The sequence below is a fragment of the Microbacterium deminutum genome, assembly GCF_039530205.1.
Lineage (GTDB): Bacteria > Actinomycetota > Actinomycetes > Actinomycetales > Microbacteriaceae > Microbacterium > Microbacterium deminutum.
This window is the reverse complement of the sequence record NZ_BAAAOG010000004.1, coordinates 85681-106124: the sequence shown is the minus strand read 5'-3', so window position 1 is coordinate 106124 and position 20444 is coordinate 85681. Positions and strand designations below refer to the sequence as shown.

Annotated in this window: 22 protein-coding genes, 1 tRNA gene and 1 pseudogene; 11 read left to right on the top strand and 13 right to left on the bottom strand. The window is 69.1% G+C overall.

Going from position 1 to position 20444, the window contains the following annotated elements; all coding sequences use genetic code 11:
* The first annotated feature begins 328 nt into the window (after positions 1–328).
* The 3 genes from ABD212_RS12100 (at position 329) to ABD212_RS12090 (ending at position 4272) form a co-directional block, all read left to right on the top strand.
* Positions 329–1375 carry an AI-2E family transporter gene (locus ABD212_RS12100; protein WP_344094946.1) on the top strand — a complete coding sequence of 349 codons (1047 nt, stop codon included), beginning with the start codon at positions 329–331 and terminating at the stop codon, positions 1373–1375.
* 383 nt (positions 1376–1758) lie between these two features.
* Positions 1759–3216 carry a S53 family peptidase gene (locus ABD212_RS12095; RefSeq protein ID WP_344094944.1) on the top strand — a complete coding sequence of 486 codons (1458 nt, stop codon included), beginning with the start codon at positions 1759–1761 and terminating at the stop codon, positions 3214–3216.
* A 21-nt stretch (positions 3217–3237) separates the two neighbouring features.
* Positions 3238–4272 (top strand): zinc-dependent alcohol dehydrogenase family protein, encoded by a 1035-nt coding sequence (locus ABD212_RS12090; protein WP_344094942.1) that lies wholly within the window; start codon positions 3238–3240, stop codon positions 4270–4272.
* Between the two features lie 20 nt (positions 4273–4292).
* On the opposite strand, the gene ABD212_RS12085 is transcribed toward ABD212_RS12090, so the two are convergent.
* The 4 genes and pseudogenes from ABD212_RS12085 to ABD212_RS12075 form a co-directional block, all read right to left on the bottom strand.
* On the bottom strand, positions 4293–5198 hold the full coding sequence (locus tag ABD212_RS12085) for a TolB family protein (protein ID WP_344094940.1): 906 nt from the start codon (positions 5196–5198) through the stop codon (positions 4293–4295).
* A gap of 82 nt (positions 5199–5280) precedes the next feature.
* Positions 5281–5382: pseudogene (locus ABD212_RS19005) on the bottom strand (hypothetical protein); the annotation flags it as partial.
* Positions 5383–5861: 479 nt separating this feature from the next.
* Positions 5862–5934 (bottom strand) — tRNA-Arg (locus tag ABD212_RS12080).
* A 195-nt stretch (positions 5935–6129) separates the two neighbouring features.
* Complete coding sequence (locus ABD212_RS12075) at positions 6130–6777, bottom strand: asparagine synthase (RefSeq protein WP_344094938.1); 648 nt, start codon at positions 6775–6777, stop codon at positions 6130–6132.
* 93 nt (positions 6778–6870) lie between these two features.
* Between ABD212_RS12075 and ABD212_RS12070 the strand changes: the two genes are divergently transcribed.
* Entirely contained in the window at positions 6871–7719 is an 849-nt protein-coding gene (locus ABD212_RS12070; protein WP_344094936.1) for an SDR family NAD(P)-dependent oxidoreductase, read from the top strand.
* A 100-nt stretch (positions 7720–7819) separates the two neighbouring features.
* Here the strand turns inward: ABD212_RS12070 and ABD212_RS12065 are convergent, their stop codons facing one another.
* Positions 7820–8251 carry a YdeI/OmpD-associated family protein gene (locus ABD212_RS12065; RefSeq protein ID WP_344094934.1) on the bottom strand — a complete coding sequence of 144 codons (432 nt, stop codon included), beginning with the start codon at positions 8249–8251 and terminating at the stop codon, positions 7820–7822.
* Between the two features lie 151 nt (positions 8252–8402).
* On the opposite strand from ABD212_RS12065, the gene ABD212_RS12060 reads away from it, so the two are divergent.
* The 3 genes from ABD212_RS12060 (at position 8403) to ABD212_RS12050 (ending at position 9731) form a co-directional block, all read left to right on the top strand.
* Positions 8403–8600, top strand: coding sequence for a hypothetical protein (locus ABD212_RS12060; protein ID WP_344094932.1), 198 nt, complete (start codon positions 8403–8405; stop codon positions 8598–8600).
* A gap of 172 nt (positions 8601–8772) precedes the next feature.
* Positions 8773–9192, top strand: coding sequence for a DUF4383 domain-containing protein (locus tag ABD212_RS12055; protein WP_344094930.1), 420 nt, complete (start codon positions 8773–8775; stop codon positions 9190–9192).
* A gap of 5 nt (positions 9193–9197) precedes the next feature.
* Positions 9198–9731 (top strand): hypothetical protein, encoded by a 534-nt coding sequence (locus ABD212_RS12050; protein ID WP_344094928.1) that lies wholly within the window; start codon positions 9198–9200, stop codon positions 9729–9731.
* A 23-nt stretch (positions 9732–9754) separates the two neighbouring features.
* Here the strand turns inward: ABD212_RS12050 and ABD212_RS12045 are convergent, their stop codons facing one another.
* Genes ABD212_RS12045 through ABD212_RS12025 form a run of 5 tightly spaced genes read right to left on the bottom strand, consistent with a single transcriptional unit; the run spans position 9755 to position 15692 of the window.
* Positions 9755–10699 (bottom strand): aldose 1-epimerase family protein, encoded by a 945-nt coding sequence (locus ABD212_RS12045; protein ID WP_344094926.1) that lies wholly within the window; start codon positions 10697–10699, stop codon positions 9755–9757.
* A 1-nt stretch (position 10700) separates the two neighbouring features.
* Complete coding sequence (araA, locus tag ABD212_RS12040) at positions 10701–12212, bottom strand: L-arabinose isomerase (protein WP_344094924.1); 1512 nt, start codon at positions 12210–12212, stop codon at positions 10701–10703.
* Between the two features lie 50 nt (positions 12213–12262).
* Positions 12263–13882, bottom strand: a complete 1620-nt coding sequence (locus ABD212_RS12035; RefSeq protein ID WP_344094922.1) for a xylulokinase — start codon at positions 13880–13882, stop codon at positions 12263–12265.
* Positions 13879–14631, bottom strand: coding sequence for an L-ribulose-5-phosphate 4-epimerase (locus ABD212_RS12030; protein WP_344094920.1), 753 nt, complete (start codon positions 14629–14631; stop codon positions 13879–13881). The genes ABD212_RS12035 and ABD212_RS12030 overlap by 4 nt, the downstream gene beginning before the upstream one ends.
* Before the next feature lie 59 nt (positions 14632–14690).
* Positions 14691–15692 (bottom strand): LacI family DNA-binding transcriptional regulator, encoded by a 1002-nt coding sequence (locus ABD212_RS12025; protein ID WP_344094918.1) that lies wholly within the window; start codon positions 15690–15692, stop codon positions 14691–14693.
* Between the two features lie 74 nt (positions 15693–15766).
* On the opposite strand from ABD212_RS12025, the gene ABD212_RS12020 reads away from it, so the two are divergent.
* On the top strand, positions 15767–16612 hold the full coding sequence (locus ABD212_RS12020) for an NAD-dependent epimerase/dehydratase family protein (protein WP_344094916.1): 846 nt from the start codon (positions 15767–15769) through the stop codon (positions 16610–16612).
* Between the two features lie 76 nt (positions 16613–16688).
* The gene (locus ABD212_RS12015; RefSeq protein ID WP_344094914.1) at positions 16689–17288 is read left to right on the top strand and encodes a DnaJ family domain-containing protein; all 600 of its coding nucleotides are present in this window, start codon (positions 16689–16691) and stop codon (positions 17286–17288) included.
* Positions 17289–17447: 159 nt separating this feature from the next.
* Here ABD212_RS12015 and ABD212_RS12010 read toward each other — a convergent pair whose 3' ends face one another.
* Complete coding sequence (locus ABD212_RS12010; RefSeq protein WP_344094912.1) at positions 17448–17918, bottom strand: SRPBCC family protein; 471 nt, start codon at positions 17916–17918, stop codon at positions 17448–17450.
* A 24-nt stretch (positions 17919–17942) separates the two neighbouring features.
* Here ABD212_RS12010 and ABD212_RS12005 point away from each other — a divergent pair, with 24 nt between their 5' ends.
* A complete protein-coding gene (locus ABD212_RS12005; protein WP_344094910.1) occupies positions 17943–18278 on the top strand; it encodes an ArsR/SmtB family transcription factor in 336 nt (111 codons plus the stop codon).
* 6 nt (positions 18279–18284) lie between these two features.
* On the opposite strand, the gene ABD212_RS12000 is transcribed toward ABD212_RS12005, so the two are convergent.
* Positions 18285–18503: a hypothetical protein gene (locus tag ABD212_RS12000; RefSeq protein WP_344094908.1), complete on the bottom strand. Its 219-nt coding sequence runs from the start codon at positions 18501–18503 to the stop codon at positions 18285–18287.
* Between the two features lie 87 nt (positions 18504–18590).
* Here ABD212_RS12000 and ABD212_RS11995 point away from each other — a divergent pair, with 87 nt between their 5' ends.
* Positions 18591–18992 carry an arsenate reductase ArsC gene (locus tag ABD212_RS11995; RefSeq protein ID WP_344094906.1) on the top strand — a complete coding sequence of 134 codons (402 nt, stop codon included), beginning with the start codon at positions 18591–18593 and terminating at the stop codon, positions 18990–18992.
* Between the two features lie 3 nt (positions 18993–18995).
* Here ABD212_RS11995 and ABD212_RS11990 read toward each other — a convergent pair whose 3' ends face one another.
* A complete protein-coding gene (locus ABD212_RS11990) occupies positions 18996–20354 on the bottom strand; it encodes a pyridoxal phosphate-dependent decarboxylase family protein (RefSeq protein ID WP_344095259.1) in 1359 nt (452 codons plus the stop codon).
* Positions 20355–20444 lie beyond the last annotated feature (90 nt).

Sequence of the window (20444 nt, the reverse complement as noted above, 5' to 3'; positions counted from 1 at the left end):
CCGGTGGGGGTACCACGAGGCGCATCGGCGCTCAGGGTGCCCCCATCGCCGAACTCCTCCTGGCATCGGCAAGCAGCGGGCTTGCGCGGACCACGACCATGAAGGCGCAGAGTGCGGGCTGCCTGACAGCCACCTAGCGAACAGGATGACCATGCAATCCCGAAGGTATCTGAACCCACCCACGACGGAGGAGGCCCGAAGACGACGGCAGGAGAATCCGAATCCGGATCCGGAGCCGTTCGGGTCGGTGCCGGCCATTGCACACCGGGCCTCCGTTTCGCGGCTGTGGAGCGACGGACTTGGGCGCGCGGGAACCCGTGGGGCACAGGTGCTCCTCGTCGGTACGGTCACCGTGGCGCTGGTCTGGCTGCTCAGCCGCCTTTCGATCGTGACCATCCCGCTTGCGCTCGCGGCCATTTTCGCCGCGGCGTTCGCGCCGTGGATGGAGTGGATCCGACGACACCATTACTCGCCGGGGCTTGGCGCCGCGCTCGCGCTCATCGCCCTGCTCGCGGTGATCGCCGGCGCCCTCTTCTTCGTCGCGGGATCGGTCACCCAGGAATGGGGACAGCTCGCCATCAAGACCCAGGACGGCGTCCAGCACGTCCGCGCGTGGCTGCAGACTCTTCCGTTCTCACCGGACCAGCGGCAGCTGGATGACATCACGGAGCACATCCGCGGCTTTCTGACGAGCCCCGAGTTCGGTTCCGGCGCGATAGGCGGAATCAGCGCGCTCTCGGAAGTCAGCGCGAGCGTCGGGATGATGGCGATCATCCTCTTCTTCCTGCTCAAGGACGGCCCGCAGATGTGGGAGTTCCTCGCCCGCCCCTTGGAAGGAATCGCCTACGACCGCGCAGAGCGCATCAGGCGCAAGACCGTCGACGTCTTCGGGGGCTACATGCGCAGCACCGCCGCCGCTGCACTCTTCGACGCTGTGGGGATCTTCATCGGCCTGCTCATCCTGCAGGTCCCTCTCGCAGCACCGCTCGCCGTGCTCACGCTCCTGCTCGCCTTCGTCCCCATCATCGGCGCCGTGACTGGCGGCGCGATCGCTGCATTGGTGGCCCTGGTCAGCAACGGACCGCTTAATGCGGCGCTGGTCGTGGTGGTGGTGGTCATCGTCAACCAGCTGGAGGGGAACGTTCTGAAGCCGATCCTGATGGGGAAGACCGTCAGCCTTCATGCACTCGTCGTGCTCGTCGCCATCGCCGTCGGCACCGCCGTCGGCGGCATCGTCGGAGCCCTGATCGCAGTCCCCCTGACCGCCGCAGCCTGGGGGGTCGTGCAGGTGTGGGACGGCGACAATCTCCCCGCACGCTGGGCACGCCCGAAGTCGCGGGCTCGGCCGGTACCCCGTTCGGATGGAACGCCATGACCGATTCCAGCCGCCGAAAGGCCTCGGGTGGCGCCACGTGCCGCCCCGTCCGTGCGCAGAACCACGAAGACCCCGCATGATTCCGCGGATTCCGTCGCCTAGTGCACACATTGGTGCACACATCCGCAGGTACCGCTGAGGAGATCACCGATCCCAAGATCGTGCTCGATGTGGCGGCGGGGATCGCCAGCCCGAGCTCTCTTGCGGGGCTGCCTCCCGCTCTTGCGACCCACCTGGGGTGCGCGTAGACCGGAGGCATGGCGTCCGCGAATGTTCCTGAGGTTCGGCTTGTTCCTTTGCTCGGCAGCGAGCGGCCGCCGATACCCGGCGTTGAGCCGGTCGTCGGCATGTTGCGCTCGGATGAGCCGGTTGAGGCGACGCTGGTGCTGCGACGACGCGCTCCCCTGGACCCCGAGACGATCGGCCGCGTCGAGCCGGGGGAGCTCGATCGGCGTTTCGGAGCCGAACCGACGGCGCTTGAGAACGTGGTGTCGGTGATGCGGGGGCTCGGGTTCACGGTGCTCGAAGCTGATGGGGCATCTCGTCGGGTGCGGATTCGTGGCACGGTGGCGGATGCCGAGCGGGCGTTCGGTGTCGAGCTGACCCGGGTGCGCAGCGCCTCGCCGGCCGGACCCGTTGTGGAGCACTGGTATCGGACGGGAGGTCTCAGCATTCCCGCCGAGCTCGACGGCGTGGTCACCGCTGTCCTCGGTCTGGACAACCGGCCGCAGGCGCGTCCGCAGTTCCGTACCGTGCCCGCGCAGGCGGTGTCGGTCAGCTACACCCCGTTGCAGCTCGGCGAGATCTACGACTTCCCGATGGGAACGGACGGAACAGGTCAGACGATCGGCATCGTCGAACTCGGCGGCGGCTTCGCGCAGAGCGATTTGACCGCCTACTTCTCCTCGCTTGGGCTCGATGCATCACCTCGCGTGACGGCTGTGTCCGTCGACAATGCAAAGAACGTCCCGTACGGTGATCCGAACGGCGCCGATGGTGAGGTGCTGCTGGACATCGAGGTGATCGGTACGCTCGCGCCGAAGGCGGACATCCTCGTGTACTTCGCCCCCAACACGGATGCCGGATTCCTCGACGCGGTCGCCCATGCCGCGCACGCCACCCCGACACCCACCGCGATCAGCGTCAGCTGGGGGCAGAGCGAAGACCAATGGACAGCACAGGCGAGATCGGCGCTGGACGAGGCGTTGACCGACGCCGCCGCCCTCGGGGTGACGGTGACGGTCGCCGCAGGCGACGACGGCAGCACCGACCGGGAAAAGAGCGGCACCCATGTCGACTTCCCAGCCTCGAGCCCATCGGCACTCGCGTGCGGAGGCACCACCCTCGAAGCCGTCGGCACGACCGTGTCGTCCGAGACGGTGTGGAACAACGGCTCGCAGGGCGGGGCCACCGGTGGCGGTGTCAGCGACGCGTTCCCGCTGCCCACCTGGCAGAAGACCGCGGGCGTTCCAGTCGCACCCTCCGGTGGCGGCCGCGGGGTACCGGATGTCGCAGGAGACGCGGACCCGCAGACCGGGTACCTGGTGCGCATCGACGGGAAGACCTCGGTGATCGGAGGCACCAGCGCCGTCGCTCCGCTCTGGGCAGCGCTGATCGCGCGCCTCGCCCAAGCGCTGGGTGCACCGCTCGGACTCGCGCAACCCAGGCTCTACGCGGCTGCGACCGGCTTCCGCGACATCACCGTCGGCAACAACGGCGCCTACCAAGCGGGCCGAGGCTGGGACCCCTGCACCGGCCTAGGCGTCCCACGAGGCCAGGCACTCCTCTCAGCCCTGAGCAGCACCACGGCCTCCGAGGCAGCCGACAACCAGGCAGGTTGAGAAGCTGCCGAAAGGAGAACCATGCGCGCGCTCGTATTCAGCTCGGAAGCGACCCTGTCACTTGAGGAGCGACCCGCTCCCGTGCCCGGATACAAGGAGATCCTCATCGAGACCGCCGCGGTCGGGATCTGCGGGACAGACGTGCACGTGCTCGACGGTGAATTCGAGGGCACGGTGTTCCCACTCGTGCCCGGCCATGAAGCCACGGGCACGATTCGTGCCGTCGGCGAGGGCGTCAATGAGGGTGTCTTCGACTTTCACGTGGGTGACCGCGTCGCGATCAATCCCAGCAAGACGTGCGGTGAGTGCGAATTCTGCGTGAACGGGCACCAAAATCTGTGCCGTTTCTGGGACGGCCTCGGGGTTGTGTCGTCCGACGGCGCGGCCCAGCAGCTCTTCATCGCCCCGGCAGGCAACGTGTACAAGCTGAAGCCGCAGACCGACCTCTTCGAAGCGGCCCTGATCGAACCGCTCGCATGCGCCATCCGCGGCTGGGACATCCTGCCTCGTCGGCTCGGCGACCACGTGCTCGTCTACGGATCGGGAACCATGGGTCTCCTGATGGCCCAGCTCGGGCGGCGTGCCGGCGCCGCCACCGTCACCATCGTCGACCTCAACGAGGATCGCCTTCAGACCGCGGCCGAATGCGGAATCGATCTTCGCCACACGTCACCTGACGAGGCAGACCGCGACAAGTGGGATGTCGTCATCGACTGCACAGGCAGCATCCGCGCGATCGAGGATGCGCTCACGCGGGTGAAGCCGGCGGGCTGCTTTCAGGACTTCGGAGTGGCCCCCGCGGATCGCAAAGCCCAGTTCTCGCCCTTCCGGGTGTACCGCGACGAACTGACGATCGTCGGGAGCATGGCGGTGCACAACTCCTTCGGCCGCGCGGTCGAGCTCTTCGAGACCGGCGCCATCAATGCGCGCGCCATGATCAGCCACTCGTTCACGCTCGACGACTACGCCGACGCGCTGGCGATGTTCCGTGCTGGCCAGGGACGCAAGCTTCAGATCCGGCCGAACGACACGGAGTCCCGGGTTCTCATCGGGTAGTCCCGCCGGGAGCTGTCAGCTCAGTCGTCGAGTCCGGCGATCGGGTAGCTGACGTATGCGAACCGCCGGCTGTCGGGAGCCCAGCTGTTGACGTTCACTGTTCCCTGACCACCGTGCAGTCGCTCCACCGTTCGAGGGTGCAGCCACCGGTCCTCGGTGACGAGCTTGACCTCGACCCACATATTCTCGGGATGGCCCTCGGTACCCGGCGGGAACGCGATGTAGACCGCACTCTTCCCGTCGGGTGCGATGTGCGGAAACCAGTTGACCTGATCATCGAACGTCAGCTGCTCCACGTCGGAGCCATCGGGCTTCATGCGCGCGATCTGCGCGTGACCGGGCGTCATCTCGAATGCCTCGGTGTTGAAGTAGATGAACTCGCCATCGGGCGAGTACTCCGATCCGTCGGCGTGTCGTGAGCCGAAGGTCAGCTGGACGTCCTCACCGCCCGTTGCCGCAACGGTGTAGACATTTCCGCTCGCCCAGACGTCTTCGCCGCCCGCGTTCAACCCGATGTAGGCGAGCTTTTCACCGTCAGGGCTGACTCCGTGCAAGAAGTGGAGGCGTTCCGGTTCATTGACGCTCGTGATCCGGCGGACCGGTCCGCCCTCCAGACTCGCCTCGTAAATGTGCCAGTCATCGGCCGACACGAAAATGCGTTCACCGTCGGGGGCCAGCACATGATCGTTGTTCAAAGGCGGCGCGCCATCGAGCGGAATCAGCTCGAGCTCCCCCCCGGGCTCAGCGGCGATCGACCACAGCAGTCCGTTCCCGTTGACGATCAATCGCGTGCCATCGAGGGTCCAATTGGGTGCTTCGATGAGAATCTGGTCCGTCTCGAAGACCACCGCGGACTCCCGGCCATCCGTGTAGCCGATGTGGATGCGGCTGAGCTGCCCGGGCAGCAGCTTGCGTGTGTAGTCCACGTCTCTCCTCTATACGGTGTGCATCGTCATGCACTTCCAGCGCGATGTGCCCGCGAGTGCCCAAGAGGTCCGGAGCCGCGTCGGCGTCATAGTTCGGAAACCCGAGGGTCGCGGCATCCAGCGTGGCCACCGGAACTCCGTCCACCCAGGTCGAGACGCGGGGCTTGGCTCCCGTGATGTGCACACGGAACTCGTTCCAATCATCCCACTTCCATGCCGCCGGAAACTCGGCGGCGGAACCCGCCTGCGCAGCGACGATGAATCTGAATCACGCGAGGGCGTCGCCCGCCTCGAGTCGCTCCTGAGGAGATGAAGTTGACGATCGCGGTGTCGATCTCCGACCAGAACGTCGACGAGGTTTCCCCAACTGGTCCCCAGAGTCGCAGTCCACGCGACTGACACCTGGACGCGGCGAGGCGCCTCGTAGACATTCGTGCGAAAGCGAGGAGCACTGATTGCCGCGCATGGGTTCGGCGGCTCGGGTTCGTTGCGCGGACGACTGCGCCCAGTCACGGAGCCAGCCCGACCTCGATTCGGTGCACACACAGGTGCACACAGGGGTGTGGCGCGCTGTGGCGCCGCGTGTCTCACGACCGTTCGGCGGAAACACGAAAACCCGCGGAAATCCGCGGGTTTTCGTGGGTTTACTGTCTCAACACAGTGTGCGCCCGAAGAGACTCGAACTCCCAACCTTCTGATCCGTAGTCAGATGCTCTATCCATTGAGCTACGGGCGCATGGCTCATGCTCGCGCGCAAACCAGCGTCCAGAATACCCCACGGCCGCGCTCTTCACTAATCGAGGGGGATGCCGCGGCTCCGCGGTCGTCGAGCGCCCGAAGCTGTCGCCGCATAGCCACCCTGCGGTACGACGTGTCGATGAGCTCGGCCAGACGATCCCAATGCTCGGGGGCGAAGTTCATCGGACGAGCCTCACTCCACGGCGTCGGACACGTCGACAGGCTGCCCGGCAGGGCCGGGGCCCGTGACGAAGTCGGGCTCATCGTTCGAAGAGGGATCCGGCTCCCCGTCCTCGCCATCACCCAGGTGGCGGCGATGGGCGGCGAGCCGTGACAGGTCGATCAGCCGCAGCGACTGCATCCTCGCCGCGCGCAGCATGTCGTAATCGGGATCCACACCGGCCCGCATCCCCTCGACCGCCAGCCGGCGCAGCAGGTTGGCCTCGACATCGCCCCACGCGGCATCCCTCGACTCCTTCACCAGCAGCTGGACCTCTTCCGAGTCTTCGGCTCTGCGCCGCAGCTCCTTCGCGACACCGCGGTACTGCCGCTGGCGCTTGCGGAGGTTTCGGGTGTCGCGGTCGCGATAGTCGTGGGTGCTGTCAGGATCGGTGAACTTGCCCCATGCGTTCTTCCGCTGCCGACGCGCGAGGTCTGCGGCGGCATCCTGCTCATCCGCCAGGCCTATCAGCGTCTCGTGCGCGAGTCCGGCGAAGCGATCGACGGTGTACGGCTCGTCATGGGCGATGGTCTCGACCAGGATGTGGTTGCGCACGGCGAGTCGCGCGGCGGCGGACGCGATGGAGACGCCCTCTACGATCGCGTCGGCGGTCTTGCCCATCGTCGTCGTCCTCCCCAGAAGAGCGTAACGGTCGGCGCCGGTCATCCGAGTCGGCGAGAATCGACGGGGCGACAGCGCAGGAGGAAGAACGATATGACCAGGATGCCGCACCTCGACGTGCGCGGGCGGACCACCGTGATCACCGGCTCGGCGAGCGGAATGGGCGCCGAGATCGCGCGGGAGCTCGACCGCCGAGGCGCACGCCTCGCGCTCGTGGATCGCAACGCGGATGGCCTCGCCGCACTCCTCCACGACCTATCCGGCACGGGGCACACGACCCACGTGGTCGACCTCGCCGATGACGACGCCGTGTTCGCGCTGGCGGCCGAGATCGCGGCATCCCATCCCCACGTGCAATCCCTCATCACCTGCGCCGGATCCTCCATGCTGGGCGACATCGACCAGCTCACGATGGCCGAGATGCGCTGGCTCATGGACGTGAACCTGTGGGGCACCGTCAACATCACGAAAGCCCTGCTGCCCGCGATGCGGCGCGAGCCCGCGGCCCACATCACGCACCTCGTCAGCATCTACGGCCTCGCCGCCCCCGCGGGACGCATCCCCTACGCGATGAGCAAGTTCGCGGTGCGAGGGTTCACCGAATCGCTCCGCCACGAGCTCGAGCGCTCGAACGTGACGGTCGGTGCGATCTACCCGGCAGGCGTGAAGACCGGCATCATCCTGCACGGCCGGTATGCCGCGACGATCGATCCCGCCATCGCTCAGCGCGCGGCGGCGGCGCAGGCGGCGATGTATCACACCGAACCCGCGGACGCCGCGCACCGCATCGTCGAAGCGACCGTGCGGCGGCGCCCGCGGACGATGATCGGCCGCGAGTCGCGCCTCGTCGACGTCCTCTCACGCGTCGCGCCGACCCGGTACTGGAGCGCGATGCGCCGGCCGCTGCGCGACGCGATCGACACCACGACCCCGATGGCCTAGACCGGCTGGGGCGTCACCGTCGAGGAGTGGGAGCGATTCCCGGGCGATCCCGCGACCGGCGACGAGATCCACGTCGCAGCTGTGCCAGCGGCTCCCCCGTTCACTCCTGCAGTTTGGTGATCACGGCCGCGACACGGCGGGCGCGGGTCTCTTCGGCCTTCGCGCTCTCGACGCTCGTGACGTGCGCCTTCTGGTGACTCGGCGGCAGCGCGTCGAATGCCGCACGCAGGCCTGCTCCGGCGAGCGCGTCCGCGAGATCCGCCGGCACCTCGACCGTTCGGGGTGCGGTGTCGACCGTCAGTTCGACGCTGATCGGGTCTCCGCCCTTCAGTCCGGTCTCTGCCCGCTTGTCGGAGCTGAACGGAATGAGGAACCTGCCGCGCATCGCCGCCACCGTGCTGCGGTACGCGTAGCCGTTGACCGTCACGTTCACGGCCGGACGCCTGCCTGCGCCGAGCTCTTCGAGCAGGTCGGGGGGCACCTCGATGCCGGTGTTGTTGCCGGTCTGGAGCAGGGTCGTCTCGAATCGCATGGGCCGAGTGTGCCATGGATGCCGGCTGCTCGTGCGACCGCGGCATCCGTTCTGAGGATTAGCAAAGCGGGATGCCGCATGCAAGCCCCTGGCCGGATCGCCCGCGCCCCATAGCCTCGAAGGCAGAGTGCTTCAACGAGAGGAGTTGCCCATGGGATTCGCGGATGACGCCAAGGAGACGGCCGAGGCCGTCGGCCGGAAGGTCGAACGAGCCTGGGAAGACACGACCGATCGGATCGGCGACAAGGCCGACGAGGTCAAGGCCGACGCCGACGTCAAGAAGGCCGAAGCCGAGCGCGACTCGGTCCAAAAGCGCAACGAGGTCAAGGAGGATCTGCGCGACAGCTGATCCTCGCCCCGCCACACGCGGACGAGATCCGGAGGGCCTTCGAGATCACTCGGGGGCCTTCTGGCCTGTCCCGCTCGGGGCGGCTTCGGTGCACGTCGGCAAACCGATCCGTGCGGTGCTCCGAACAGTTCTCAGACGCGGCGCCTGGCCGCGCACGAACAGGAGGACCCACATGCGTACGTCACCGAACCGCCTCGTCGCCACGATCTTCGGCGCGGTCTACCTCGTCGTCGGAGCGCTCGGCTTCGCCGTCACGGGCGGCGTCAGCTTCTTCGCCACCGACGGCGGACTGCTGCTCGGCATCTTCGCGGTCAACCCCGCTCACAACATCGCCCACCTGCTGATCGGCGCCGCGCTGCTGATCGCCGGCCTGGTCTCGGTGGTCGCGGCGAAGACCGTCAACATCATCATCGGCGCGGCCTATCTGCTGCTCGGGATCGTGGGATTCTTCCTGGTGGGGACCGCGCTCAACGTCCTGGCTCTGAACACGTTCGACCACTTCCTGCACCTGGCGAGCGCCATCGTGCTGCTCGGGGTCGGACTGGCCGCTGAGCGCGGGGCGCGCGCGACGCTCTCGAGCCGCACCGCCTGACGCCGATGTCGATGGATGCCGCCCCCTCCCGCTCCTCCGCCCCTTCCTGGGCGGCGGTCAGCGCGTGGGGTGCCGGGCTGCTCGAGATCGCGCTCGGCGCGGGGATGATGACCGAAGCGGGGGGTGCCGCCCGGGGGGCCGGCGCCGTGCTCATCATCATCGGCGCCGGCGCGATCGGGTGGGGGGCTGCCATGCTCGCCCGCGGGCGCGTGATCGCGCCGCGGGCGAGCATGGCGGGAGCGCTCGCCGGGCTCATCGCGGCCGTGGTCGCACTGGGGATCGATCCGGTCCGAACCAGTGTGGCGGCGGTGGGCGCAGCATCCGCTCTGCTCGTGGCCGTCGCGCTCGCGTGCGGCTGGGTGGTCCGCCGACAGCGGCGCGGCACGGTCCGGACGGCGCAGCCCCGGCTGTCGGCGCTTCTTGTCGCGGCGGTGATCGTGGCGGCCGTCGTCACTCCGGCGCTCGGCGCCACCGAGGCGGGGCGGCTCGCGCCCGACCACAGCGGGCACGGTCTGGTCGTGCCGGGCCACCAGCACTGAACCGTGCGCCCACGCGGCCCCGGTCAGGAGATGGCGGAGATCCGCCAGGACGCCTCCGTCGTGGCGCCGGGTTCGAGCACGATGAGACCGGCGTCGAACGCGTACGTGTCGGCATTGAACGCGTCGGGGGCGCACGTCATCGGCTCGACCGCGAGCCCGATCCGGTTGATCGGCAGTCCGGGGCGGTCGGCGGTGTGGATCTGCACCCACGGGCACGCGGCATCCCACGACATCGCGACGCCGTTGCCGCCGGAGGACGTCACCCGCACGGTCGCTCGACCGGCATCGTCACGCGAGAGCCCGGTGTAGGCATGGTCGATCGCGGCAGACGCGATCGGACGGGCGACCCGGAAGTCGAAGCGCTCGGGCTCGTCGGCATCCACCGCGACGAGGTCGGTCGGGATCAGGCGATCAGGGGTCACGGCGAGCACCTGCGCCGCGGGAAGCTCGAGCGTCCAGTCGTCGACGTGTCCGGCGCCCGCGACGAGGTACGGATGGGGGCCGGTGCCCCACGGCGCCGGCCCGTCGGATTCGTTGCGGGCCGATACGGACTGGGTCAGACCGTCGGAAGCGAGCGTGAAGGTGGTCTTCACGACGATCCGCCACGGATACGCCGTCTGCGGTTCGATCCGCTGCGCCAGGGTCACATGGTCCGGGCCCTTGTCGATGGCCTCGAAGTCGAGCCAGGTGATGAGCCCGTGCAGTGCGTGACCGCGGGCGGGCTCGGTCAGTGCGAGCTGCCGTTGGACCCCCTCGAACGTGTAGCGACCGTCTACGACGCGGTTCGGCCACGGGCCGAGGGTCGCCCCACGATGCGAGGGCCGCACCTCATCGGCGTCGAACGGCACGATGAGGTCGCGGCCATCGTACGTGAGCGACCGCAGCGTCGCGCCGACGCTCGCGATCACGGCTTCGTAGTCCCCGGCGCGCAGCGCATGCTGCACGCCCGAGGCCGGGACTTGTGGCATGTCAGATCCCCTGAGCGAGTCGGTAGTACGCCTGGTTCCATCTCAGTTCGCGCTGGAAGCCCCGAACCGTGGTGTCCTCGTCGATGACGACGAGTTCGGTCTTCGCGATCTCCGCGAAATCGCGGAACACCTCGATGCCGACGGCTGTCGTCATCACAGTATGGTGTGCCGCGCCCGCCGCGAGCCAGCAGGCGGCGGATGTCGCGAAGTCCGGCGCCGGCTCCCAGACCGCCCGGCCGACGGGCAGCTTCGGCAGATCCGGCGCGTCGACGTTCTCCACGACATTCGCGACGAGCCGGAACCGGTCGCGCATGTCCGAGAGCGCGACCACGAGCGCAGGACCCGTATCCGCCGTGAACACCAGTCGAACCGGGTCCTCCTTGCCGCCGATCCCGAGCGCATGCACCTCGAGGCGGGGCTTCGCGGTCGTCAGCGAAGGCGACACCTCGAGCATGTGCGCGCCGAGGATCCGCTCGGCGCCCGGCACGAGGTCGTACGTGTAGTCCTCCATGAGGCTCGCGCCACCCGGAAGGCCCGCGCCCATGACGTTCGCGACCCGCACGAGGATGGCGGTCTTCCAGTCGCCCTCGGCGCCGAAGCCGTAGCCCTCGGCCATGAGCCGCTGCACCGCGAGTCCGGGCAGCTGCTTCAGCGCCCCGAGATCCTCGAACGACGTGGTGAACGCGCCGAAGCCGCCCTCCTCGAGGAATGACCGCAGGCCCAGCTCGATGGCGGCGCCGTCGCGCAGCGACTGGTGGCGCTCGGCGCCCGGAAGCAGCTCCGCTGCGACGTCGTACAGCTCGACGTACTCGGCGACGAGGGCGTCGACATCCGCTTCGGCGACGGCCTCGACCGCCGCCGCGAGCTCGTTGACGCCCCAGGTGTTGACCTGCACGCCGAACCGCAGCTCAGCCTCGGTCTTGTCGCCCTCGGTGACGGCGACAAAGCGCATGTTGTCGCCGAATCGCGCGAGCTTCAGCGATCGGGATGCCGCCCACCCGGCCGCGGCGCGCTGCCAGTCCTCGACCTGCCGCACCACGGCGGGGTTCGAGACATGGCCGACGACCGTCTTGCGCGCGACGCCGAGCCGGGTCTGGATGTAGCCGAACTCGCGGTCGCCGTGCGCGGCCTGATTGAGGTTCATGAAGTCGAAGTCGATGTCGGCCCACGGGAGCTCTACGTTCGCCTGGGTGTGCAGGTGCAGCAGCGGCTTGTGCAGGGCGTCGAGGCCCGCGATCCACATCTTGGCCGGACTGAACGTGTGCATCCATGCGATCACGCCGATCACGTCATCCCGTGTGTTCACCTCGAGGGCGAGGCGACGGATGCTGTCGGAATCCTTCAGCACCGGCTTCCAGACGACCTTCACGGGCATCCCTGCCAGGCCGTCGGCGACCGCCTGCGACTGCTCTGCGACCTGGCGCAGGGTCTCGTCACCGTAGAGCGTCTGGCTGCCGGTGACGAACCAGACTTCGTACCCGTCGAGCGAGCTGGACAGGGGTGTGCGGGTCATCGGTGTCTCCTTGTTGATCGAGCCCGGCCGTCGGGGAGGAGCGGAGCGGGTCAGCGAGCGGGGGGAAGGTGTTGGACGGCGGCGGCCTCGACGGCGAGCCCTGCACGATAGCGGTCGAGGTAGGCGGCGAAGCCGGCGACGTCGTCGGGGTGCGGTGCGACAGTGTCGAACCCGGCATCGGCGAAGACGCGCTCGCGGAGGTACGCGCCGAGATCGAGCTGCGACGCGCTCGACAAGTATGCCGCGAGCACGGCGATCCCCCAGGCCCCGCCTTCCGACGCCGTCTCGCCGACCGCGACCGGAGCGCCGAGGGCCCCCGCCAGGAACCGCTGGGCGACGCCCGCGGTGCGGAAGATGCCGCCGTGCGCGAACATCTGGTCGAGCGCGACGCCTTCGTCGGCGAGCACCTGCATGCCGAGAGCCAGCGTTCCGAACACCCCGTAGAGCTGGGCGCGCACGAAGTTGGCGAGCGTGAACCGGCTGTCGGGCATCCGCACGAACAGCGGCCGGCCTTCGGCGAGCCCGGCGATCGGCTCGCCGGCGAGGTGGTTGTAGGCCACGAGTCCTCCGGCATCCGCTTCACCGTCGAGCGCTTCGCCGAAGAGGGTCTCGAAGACGGCGTCGGAGTCGACGATGGTCCCCGCCGCCGCGGCGAATCGGCCGAACACTCCCGCCCAGGCGGCCAGTTCACTGGCACCGTTGTTGCAGTGCACCATCGCGACCGGGTCGCCGGCCGGTGTCGTGACGAGATCGATCTCGTGGTGGACCCGGGCGAGCGGATGCTCCAGAACGACCATGGCGAAGATGCTCGTCCCGGCGCTGACATTGCCCGTGCGAGGCGCGACGGAGCACGTCGCGACCATCCCGGTGCCGGCGTCGCCCTCGGGCGGGCAGAGTGGGATGCCGGGCTGCAGCCTGCCGGCCGGGTCGAGCAGGGCGGCGCCTTCGGCCGTGAGCTCCCCCGCTGCGCGCCCGGCCACCAGCACCTCGGGCAGCAGGGATGCGACGTCGAGCCCGGGTGCCCGGCCGTGGACCAGCCTGTCATACCGGCCGAGCAGATCGGCGTCGTAGTCCATCGTCGCGGCATCGATCGGGAACATCCCGGACGCGTCGCCGACCCCGATCACCTTGCGTCCGGTGAGCCGCCAGTGGACGTAGCCGGCGAGGGTCGTGACGAATCGCACCTCCGGCACGTGCGGCTCTTCATCGAGCACGGCCTGATGGAGGTGGGCGATCGACCAGCGGAGCGGGATGTTGACCCCGAAGGCCTCGGTCAGCTCCGCTGATGCGGGACCGGTCGTCGTGTTGCGCCATGTGCGGAAGGGCACGAGCAGCTCGCCGTCGGCGTCGAACGCGAGGTAGCCGTGCATCATCGCGGACACCCCGATGGCGCCGAGCGTCGACACCTCGACGCCACGGCGCGCCTGCGCATCGGCCACGAGATCGGCGTACGCATGCTGCAGGCCCGACCACACGGCATCGAGCGAATAGGTCCAGACCCGATCCACGAACTGGTTCTCCCAGTCGTGGCTGCCCACGGCGAGCACCGTGCTCGGGTCATCGTCACCGATCAGGCACGCCTTGATGCGGGTCGAGCCCAGTTCGATGCCGAGTGACGTGCGGCCGGCGAGGATGGCGTCGCGGGCATCGGTGCCGCCGACATCGTTCATCGCCGTTCCTCCCCGCTCTGTCCGTAGACGTTCTGGTAGCGGTCGAACAGGCTGTCGATCGCCTCCTGCGGAATCGGGATGAGCGGACCAGCCTCACGTGCGAAATGCACCGTGCGGGCGACATCCTCGACCATCACGGCTGCCTTCACGGCGTCCTTCGCGGTGACCCCGATCGTGAACGGGCCGTGGTTCTGCATCAGCACGGCGCGCGAGCGGTGCCCGGTGAGCGTCTCGACGATGCCCCGGCCGATCGAATCGTCGCCGATGATCGCGAAAGGCCCGATGGGGATCGGGCCGCCGAACTCGTCCGCCATCGCTGTGATGACGCACGGGATCCCCTCGCCGCGCGCGGCCCACGCGACGGCGAACGTTGAATGGGTGTGCACGACGCCTCCGACATCGGGCATATGCCGGTAGACGTATGCGTGGGCGGCGGTGTCGCTCGAGGGGCTTCGCTCGCTGCCGGGTGCGCCGGGCACCGCGACTCCGTCGAGATCGCAGAGGATCATGTTCTCCGGCGCGAGGTCGTCGTACGAGACGCCTGACGGCTTGATGACGAAGAGGTCCGCGCCGGGTACGCGACCCGAGACGTTGCCGCCCGTCCAGACGATCAGCCCGTAGCGGACGAGCTCGCTGTGCAGTTTCGCGACGTCAGTCCGCACGGCGTCGATCGCGGCTTGCACATCGGCGGAGTAGATCGGTCGGGTGGGCGGCGTCGCGGCCGGTTCGGTACTCACGGGGTCCTCCATCGGTCTCGTGTGCGAACAATGTTACCGGTAACACTCGTTTTGGCAAGCCGAGCGCGCGATCAGGGTGGGGCAGCCGTGGATTCCCGGACGACGAGCTCCGGCGGGGCGGGAAGAGCGGATGCCGGGTGCCCGAGCACCTCTGCGACGCAGCGCCGAGCCTCTCCGGCGAGGTCGAGACGCACCGTCGTGAGCGGAGGGCTGTAGAACGCGGCATCCGGATTGTCGTCGAACCCGGTCACGCTCACGTCGCCCGGCACGGCGACGTCGGTGGCTCGGAGACCGGCGATCAGCCCCAGCGCCATCTGGTCATTGGCGACCGCCACCGCGGTCGGCCCGTCGACGGTGCGCACGGCCACGGCGACCGCAGCGGCGATGGCGGCGCCGGCGCGTGCGCTCCAATCCCCCACCCAGCCCGCCGACGCGGCCAGGCCGCGATCCGCCAGGGCGCGGCTCGCGCCCGCGTCGCGTGCGAGCGCCTCGAGCCAGTCCTCGGGCCCGGCGAGCCGGGCGATCCGGCGGTGACCGAGCGCCACGAGGTGCTCGACCGCGAGGGCGGCGGCATCGGCCTGCCGCTCCGCGCCGAGGCCGCCGTGCAGGGTCGCGAGGGGGACTCCCGGCGTCAGCTCCGCCAGGGTCGGAAGCGTCCGCGCGTGCGGCGCCACCACGATGATGCCGTCCACCCCCTGCCCGAGGAGGTGCCGTGCGGCACCCTCCACCGAGCCCGCGTCCGCGGCATCCGCGTATGCCGTTGCGACCCACCGACCGACCTCTCGGGCGGCTGCCTCGAGCGCCCCGATGCCCGCGGACGGCCCGTACAGCGTGGCGTCGGACGCGATGATGCCGAGGGTGCGCGTGGTACGCGTTCCGAGGGCGCGCGCCGCGTTGTTCACGCGGTAGTCGAGCGCTGCCATGGCTTCGAGCACCCGCGAGCGGGTCTCGGGCCGGATGTTCGGGTGGTCGTTGATCACCCGCGAAACCGTCTGCGACGAGACGCCCGCGAGCCGCGCGACCTCGCGCACTCCGGCGCGTGCCGCGCCGCGTGACGGCTCGTCAGTGGTCATCGGTCCTCCGCGCCCCAGGCTAGACCCAGCTCCTCGACGCACACCGGCCGCCCTGATCGTGGCACGCTGGGGGGATGCGCATCGCTGTCACCGGTTCGACCGGCAAGCTCGGGTCCGTCGTCGCTCGCCATCTTCGATCGGCGGGTCACATCGTCATCGGATTGGATGTCGTCGGCCCTCGCGAACCGGACTTCGTCCAGGTGGACCTCACCGACTACGGCCAGGTGGTGGACGCCCTCGCCGGCGTGGACCGCTCCGAGCCGTTCGACGCCGTCGTCCATCTCGCGGCGATCCCGGCGCCCGGCCTCCGCAGCGACGTCGCCACCTTCCACAACAACATGACGAGCACGTTCAACGTGTTCTGGGCGGCCGCGCGTGTCGGCATCCGTCGCATCGTGTACGCGTCCAGCGAGACGGTGCTGGGTCTGCCGTTCGACGTGCCGCCGCCGTACATCCCCGTGGACGAGGAATACCCGGCACGGCCCGAGAGCGTCTACTCGATCGTGAAGGTGCTCGAAGAGCAGCTCGCGACCGAGCTCGTCCGGTGGCACCCCGACCTCTCGATCACGGCACTGCGATTCTCGAATGTGATGTGGCCCGAGGACTATGCGGAGTTCCCGTCGTTCGATTCCGACACGCGTCTGCGCAAGTGGAACCTCTGGGGCTACATCGACGCCCGCGACGGCGCTCACGCCATCGAGCGTGCCCTCGAGGTCGCCCCGCCGGGCTTCGACCGCTTCATCATCGCGGCGGCCGACACCGTCATGTCACGGCCCAACGCCGAGCTCATCGCCGAGGTCTTCCCCGGCGTGCCGATCACCGGCGAGATCGGCGAGCACGACACGCTGCTGTCGATCGCCAAAGCGCGGCGGCTGCTCGGGTACGCGCCGCAGTTCTCGTGGCGGGACCATCAGTCCTGAGGCAGGCTCGGGGTCTCTCGCACCTTCGCGGACGCCCGTTTAGGCTGGAATCAGCCTCGGCGTGAGGAGGTGAGGCATGACTGAGGACCCTCGTGTCGCCGCCGCGCGCTATCGCGTGGAGCAGTTGGCGCGGGATGCCGCGGACCCGGCCGATGCGCAGGGGCCTGAGGCCGCGGAGCCGTCGCCGCCGAAAGAGCAGCCGCGATCGAGCACGGCCGCGCAGCGCGCCGCGTTCGTCGAGGTCTCCATCCAGCAGGCGATCCGCCGTGGTGAGTTCGACAATCTGCCCGGTGCGGGCAAGCCCCTCCCGGGACTCGGCACCCACCACGACCCGGACTGGTGGATCAAGCGCAAGATCGAGACCGAGAAGCTGACGGGACTCGGCCCTCCAGCGTTGACGCTCCGGGTCGAGAGCGCCGAACTGCCCGCGCGACTCGATCAGCTGGGCCACGAGGAGGACGTGCGCGCGGCGCTGGAGGACTTCAACCGGCGCGTCATCGAGGCCCGCCGACAGCTGCTCGGCGGCCCGCCGGTGGTGACGCCGACGCGCGACGTCGAGGCCGAAGTGCGGTCGTGGCGCGAACGGCGCGCGGAGCGGATGTCGCAGACGGCGGCGCCGCCGGATGACCGCGTGCGCCGCCGGTGGTCTATCTGGCCTCGGCGGGCGGGAGCCTGAACCGACTGCAGGCGTGCGGCCACCGGCATCGCGTGCACAACGGCGGGTCTCGCGTGCACAACGGCAGGGATCCCCGTCGATCGCGTCGAACACACGCTCCGCGTTCCGGCGGCCCCGTTGTCGTGACCGATCACGGCGGGATGTGTCCGTTCGGACGTGTCAGGCGTAGTAGCCGGCGCGGAGGTTGACGGAATGCTCCAGCCACGCCTTCATCGCGCAGAGCATGCCGGTCCAGCCTTCGCAGTTTCCATACGAGGCCGTGCGTCCCCCGTCGGTGTCGTGCCAGCCTTCTTCCGCGATCGTGACGAGCGTGCGGCCGTCTTCGAGTGCCGCGAACGTCATCGTCACCGTCGTGCGAAGCGCGCCGTCGCCGGTGTCGGGGGCGTCCCACCGCAGCACGATGCGCTCGTCGGGCACCGCGTCGATCACCTCGACGGGAAACGCCCCGGGGAAGTCGGCGAAGTCCCACGTGACGACGGCACCCGGCTCGATCCGGCCGCGCGCACCGCCCGTGGTGAAGTATTCCGACAGCACGGCGGGGTCGGCGACCGCCTCGTACACCTCGTGCACAGGCTTCGAGATCCGGCCCGAAATGGAGAATCGCAGGATCGTCTCATCATCCGTGTTCATGCAGACATGTTATAGGATCACAACATGTCTGGGAAGACCGCGATCGACGAGAATGCCGCCGACCGCGTGTTCAAGGCCCTCTCATCGCAGACCCGCCGCCGCATCCTCGACCTCCTGCGCGATCACCCGCGAACGACGGGCGACCTGTGCGGACAGGTCGCCGAGCTCGACCGCTGCACGGTCATGCAGCACCTCCGCGTGCTGGAGGACGCCGGTCTCGTCGTCGCCGAGCGCCGAGGGCGCGAGCGCTGGAACCACCTCGACGTGCTGCCGATCGTCGCGATCGAGCAGCGGTGGCTCGGCGACTACGCGCGGCCGTCCGGGGCACTCCTCGCAACGCTCGACGCGCGGATGACGTGACTCCGGTCAGAGTGCGGCGATGCGCGTCTGCAGCTGCTCGACGACGTCGGCCGGGATCTGGCCTCCGGCCATCTTGAGCACGGCGGCGGCCGGCATCCCCTTCGCGAACCCGATCATCGGGTGGTCGGGAAGCTCCGGGACCAGCTCCACGATGATGCTCCGCGCATCGGGATCATCGAGAAGCGTCCCGAGGGTCGTCGTCTCGAGGTCGAACCTGCCTGCCATGGGTCACCCTTCGCCGTCGGCGATCGCACCACGCGCCGCCCACGCCCCAGGATGGCAGACTTTCCATGGACCGAGAGCGAGGCCCGGATGTCCGACAGCACCCCCACCGTCCTGTTCGTCTGCGTCCACAACGCCGGACGCTCGCAGATGGCCGCCGGATTCCTGCGCGCCCTGGCGGGCGATCTGGTCGAAGTGCTCCCGGCCGGCTCCGAACCCGCCGACGGGATCAATCCCATCGCCGTTGAGGCCATGGCCGAAGTGGGAATCGACATCGGCGGCGGCATCCCGCAGCTGCTCACCGTGGATGCCGTCCGCGAGTCGGATGTCGTCATCACGATGGGCTGCGGCGACGCCTGCCCGATCTTCCCCGGAAAGCGTTACGAGGACTGGGTGCTCGACGATCCCGCCGGGCAGGGCATCGAGGCCGTCCGCCCGATCCGCGACGAGATCCGCGGGCGCGTGGAGAGGCTGATCGCTGGACTCGGATGACGCCTACGCGAGCGTGTCGAGGATCGCGGTGAGCGTCTCGAAGGTCGTGAGCGGGCTGATGATCGCGAATCGCAGGACGGTCTCGCCGTGATGCGAGCTCGGGACGACGAACGCCACCTGGTCTTCGAGCAGCCGGTCCGACCACGCCTGGTAATCGGCGGGTGACCAGCCGTCGCGGCGGAAGACCACGACCGACAGCTGCGGATCGCGGACGAGCGACAGCCCCTCGCGCGCGGTGATCTCGTCGGCGATCCGTCCCGCGAGAGTGATGCCGTGGTCGACGGCCTCGCGATACAGGTCGGTGCCGTGGGTCGCGAGCGAGAACCACAGCGGCAGGCCGCGCGCGCGTCGCGTGAGCTGGATGCCGAGATCCGACGGGTTCCAGTCGGCCGTCTCGGTGAGGGTGTCGAGGTATTCCGCCTTCTGCGTGTGTGCGAGCTTGGCACCTGAAGGGTCGCGGTAGATGAGCGCACACGCGTCGAACGGTGCGAAGAGCCATTTGTGAGGATCGACGATGAGCGAGTCGGCGAGTTCCACCCCTGCGAAGGCGGGGCGCATCCGCTCCACCAGCATGGCCGCGAGACCGTAGGCGCCGTCGATGTGCAGCCAGACGTCCCGCGCCTTCGTCTCGGCGGCGATCGAGGCGATGTCGTCGACGATCCCGAAGTTCGTGGTGCCGCCGGTGGCCACTACGGCGAACACGGCACCCTGGTTCTCGTCGAGGGCACGGGCGACGGTGTCGCCGTGCAGGCGTCCGTCGGCGCCCGGCGCGGCGCCGACCACATCGACATCCATCACCTCAGCCGCGGAGGCGATCGACGAATGCGCCTCGGCGCTGCACACGACCACCCACCGGCCGGGATCCGGGCGGCCGGCCCCGCGATTGCGCCGCCGCGCGGCATCCCGTGCCGTCACGAGCGCCGAGAGGTTGCCGATCGTGCCGCCCTGCATGAAGACCCCGCCCGCGCCCTTGGGCAGTCCGAACTCCGCAGCGAGCCAATGCAGCACCTCGTTCTCGGCGAAGACGGCACCCGAGCCCTCCATCCACGAGCCGCCGTAGATCGAGGATGCCGACACCACGAGGTCGAACGCGATCGCCGCCTTGGTCGGCGCTGAGGGGATGAACGACAGGTACGCGGGGTGATCGGTCGTCACGCAGGCCGGAGCGAGCACGTTCTCGAACAGCGCCGTCGCGCGCCGCGCCCCGATGCCCGACGCGGTGATCGAGCCCGACGCGAGCCGGGACAGATCGCGCGGGGTGAGGGGCTTGTCGAGCGGGATGTCCTCGTACACCGCCCGCCGGCGCGCGTAGTCGAGCACTTCGTCGACGGTGGCCCTGGTCTCGTTCGAGATGGCATGCATCCGGTCAGAGGCGTGCGCCGGCGAGCCGGGGGTTCGGGGCGGAGCCCCATCAGGCACAGGTGCGGTCACGGCCCCTCCTTGAGTCACTCC

What these genes read in the sequence shown, in the direction of transcription:
- ABD212_RS12075 (WP_344094938.1), bottom strand. Translation starts at nt 6,777, where the DNA reads ATGGGCAAGACCGCCGACGCGATCGTAGAGGGCGTCTCCATCGCGTCC.
- ABD212_RS12090 (WP_344094942.1), top strand. Translation starts at nt 3,238, where the DNA reads ATGCGCGCGCTCGTATTCAGCTCGGAAGCGACCCTGTCACTTGAGGAG.
- ABD212_RS12020 (WP_344094916.1), top strand. Translation starts at nt 15,767, where the DNA reads ATGCGCATCGCTGTCACCGGTTCGACCGGCAAGCTCGGGTCCGTCGTC.
- ABD212_RS12050 (WP_344094928.1), top strand. Translation starts at nt 9,198, where the DNA reads ATGTCGATGGATGCCGCCCCCTCCCGCTCCTCCGCCCCTTCCTGGGCG.
- ABD212_RS12065 (WP_344094934.1), bottom strand. Translation starts at nt 8,251, where the DNA reads ATGCGATTCGAGACGACCCTGCTCCAGACCGGCAACAACACCGGCATC.
- ABD212_RS12060 (WP_344094932.1), top strand. Translation starts at nt 8,403, where the DNA reads ATGGGATTCGCGGATGACGCCAAGGAGACGGCCGAGGCCGTCGGCCGG.
- ABD212_RS12015 (WP_344094914.1), top strand. Translation starts at nt 16,689, where the DNA reads ATGACTGAGGACCCTCGTGTCGCCGCCGCGCGCTATCGCGTGGAGCAG.
- ABD212_RS11990 (WP_344095259.1), bottom strand. Translation starts at nt 20,354, where the DNA reads ATGCATGCCATCTCGAACGAGACCAGGGCCACCGTCGACGAAGTGCTC.
- ABD212_RS12070 (WP_344094936.1), top strand. Translation starts at nt 6,871, where the DNA reads ATGACCAGGATGCCGCACCTCGACGTGCGCGGGCGGACCACCGTGATC.
- ABD212_RS12030 (WP_344094920.1), bottom strand. Translation starts at nt 14,631, where the DNA reads ATGGAGGACCCCGTGAGTACCGAACCGGCCGCGACGCCGCCCACCCGA.
- araA (WP_344094924.1), bottom strand. Translation starts at nt 12,212, where the DNA reads ATGACCCGCACACCCCTGTCCAGCTCGCTCGACGGGTACGAAGTCTGG.
- ABD212_RS12025 (WP_344094918.1), bottom strand. Translation starts at nt 15,692, where the DNA reads ATGACCACTGACGAGCCGTCACGCGGCGCGGCACGCGCCGGAGTGCGC.
- ABD212_RS11995 (WP_344094906.1), top strand. Translation starts at nt 18,591, where the DNA reads ATGTCCGACAGCACCCCCACCGTCCTGTTCGTCTGCGTCCACAACGCC.
- ABD212_RS12045 (WP_344094926.1), bottom strand. Translation starts at nt 10,699, where the DNA reads ATGCCACAAGTCCCGGCCTCGGGCGTGCAGCATGCGCTGCGCGCCGGG.
- ABD212_RS12000 (WP_344094908.1), bottom strand. Translation starts at nt 18,503, where the DNA reads ATGGCAGGCAGGTTCGACCTCGAGACGACGACCCTCGGGACGCTTCTC.
- ABD212_RS12010 (WP_344094912.1), bottom strand. Translation starts at nt 17,918, where the DNA reads ATGAACACGGATGATGAGACGATCCTGCGATTCTCCATTTCGGGCCGG.
- ABD212_RS12035 (WP_344094922.1), bottom strand. Translation starts at nt 13,882, where the DNA reads ATGAACGATGTCGGCGGCACCGATGCCCGCGACGCCATCCTCGCCGGC.
- ABD212_RS12055 (WP_344094930.1), top strand. Translation starts at nt 8,773, where the DNA reads ATGCGTACGTCACCGAACCGCCTCGTCGCCACGATCTTCGGCGCGGTC.
- ABD212_RS12005 (WP_344094910.1), top strand. Translation starts at nt 17,943, where the DNA reads ATGTCTGGGAAGACCGCGATCGACGAGAATGCCGCCGACCGCGTGTTC.